General features: G+C 43.1%; 2 protein-coding genes. One reads left to right on the top strand and one right to left on the bottom strand.

The window, feature by feature from the left end:
• The coding region (locus tag A3729_RS17820) for a LysM peptidoglycan-binding domain-containing protein (protein ID WP_156497994.1) at positions 1-449 on the top strand (449 nt) is incomplete at its 5' end.
• A 52-nt stretch (positions 450-501) separates the two neighbouring features.
• Here A3729_RS17820 and A3729_RS17825 read toward each other — a convergent pair.
• On the bottom strand, positions 502-1,848 hold the full coding sequence (locus A3729_RS17825) for a DUF5610 domain-containing protein (RefSeq protein WP_068634142.1): 1,347 nt from the start codon (positions 1,846-1,848) through the stop codon (positions 502-504).
• Between the last annotated feature and the right edge of the window lie 268 nt (positions 1,849-2,116).

The following is a 2,116-nucleotide window of genomic DNA, read 5'->3' on the forward strand; positions in this document are numbered from 1 at the left end:
AAGCTTATTACAACTTAAGCCAGCATAATCGACTCAAGCGCAAGCAAGACAAAATATCCGGAAGCCAAGGCAGCAAGAAACTACGTTATAAAGTACGCTCTGGAGATACCATGTGGGATATTTCCAGAGCTCACAAAGTAGGCGTTCGCTCTCTAGCCAAGTGGAACGGCATGGCACCCACTGACCCGATTAAGCCAGGTCAGGAATTAATTATCTGGTCACTTAAGGATGTAGGTAAAGCAAGCATGCCGCTACCGTCTTTTAGAGATAAAAGGCAAATGATCAGAAAGATTGGCTATCGAGTAAGAAAAGGTGACTCGCTCGCTCGCATCGCAAGTAAGTTCAGCGTAACGATTAATGACCTAGTAAGCTGGAACAAGCTAAACAAGAAAAAATATCTACAGCCAGGACAGAAGCTAACCATCTACGTAGACATAACAGCTACTTAGGCCCCGTTACCGAGGCTAGAATTTATTTTAACCTAGGAAGCCACCTCTAAAATCATTCAGACAATAAGTACTCACTAAATTCGATAAAGTGGGAAACAGTTACCTTATCTACTGGAATCATAGACTTATCAGCGTCAGCGCTATTTTCACTTAATTCACTCATCATACCTTTCACTCTTTCAAGCGTTTCACGAATCAAGCTGACCATTGAGTCGCGCGGAGATTCAAACACTCCCATTGAATCATTCATCTGATTAAAGTGATTAACCATATCTACAATAGGTTGATACCGCTTTAGGTTTGATAAGTCATTCGTTCGACCTTCTTGTGAACTAGAAGGTGCACCATAAGTTCTTAACTCTTCCGCTACAGTCTTGGACAAGTCTAAGGAAAAGGATGCAATTTCGCTGGAATCAAACCCTACACTCATCGCTGATTCAAATGCATCCTGAAAGCGGTCTTGAAAAAATAATTCCGTTACATTACCTAGCTGCGACAATAGCTCGTTAATTGCCGTAAGCTCCGATTCATCCAGCTCCCCTTCGACACTATATTCAAACGACTTATCGCCGGACACAGCCACGCCTAGAGAGTTTCCCGAAGACTGGTAAATAGAGGCAAATGTATCACTCAAACGAATCGAGACTTTATCGCCATCCCTGGTCGTTAAGGAAAACTCGGTACTATCATGACTTGCATATTTGTACTTGGAAACAGCCTCGAAAGACTCTGGCTTAAGCTGTTGTTCATTGACTTTCTCTGGCGTAAAAAACTCGTAAACATTTAAAGCTTGCTGGGAGGTTTTAGCCTCAGTATCTACAGGAGTGTTAGTCGAAGCCGCAACTTCATTTCTAGCGCTCTGCTTGCTCCCTTCAGCTAAGCCATCTGCAGCACTCAGATGTTTTCCTTCAATATCATCTACCCCCTCATCAACCAAATGTCGAGACTGAGCTATTTCCTCCTCAAGCTTTTCATCCATCAAACCCAATGCGCTGATATCTTCTTTAGCGGATGAAAAGCCCGCCTCAATCCCTTTTCGAGCCTGACTTAATAAGTCACCAATTCTCGACTCATCCGCCCCGTTTCTGAGCTCGCTTTCAATTCGGCGTTCGACAAAACCGAGCACAGTATGAGCCACATCTGNTGGAGAAGGCACTTTAAACTCAAACTGAGGTTTTTCGATAGTAATATTGAAACTAAAGTTTGTCTCTATCGAGCGGGAGAAAATTCTCCTTCCACTATCGGTACCGGCTTCTAAAAGCTGAGTTTCAACGCTTGTTTGCATACTTGCACTTAGCTTTGCAGAGCCAGTGCTTTCAGCTATCTTACTGGCATCTAGCGAGCGGTGCCGCGACAGCCCACCATCGTTTAGCTTGTCAATGTTATCTAATGCGTTCATACAAAACCCTCTAAAATCCGGTTGACCTCATAGCTATTATCGTCCGCAAAAAGATTTTCTTTAGGCATTCTTTTATAGAAAAGACATCTAAAGCAAGAATCTGTTATATTCCACGCAATTCACCAACTTAATGCGATTACTATGAATAAATTCCCCGAACCAAGCGACCAATACATGCCCGCCACACTCCTTCGGCGACTTCTTGCGTTTTTTTATGACAGTATCTTATGCATAGCTCTCACCATGACCATCACCATGATCTATATGG

The organism is Oleiphilus sp. HI0043 (genome assembly GCF_001634935.1).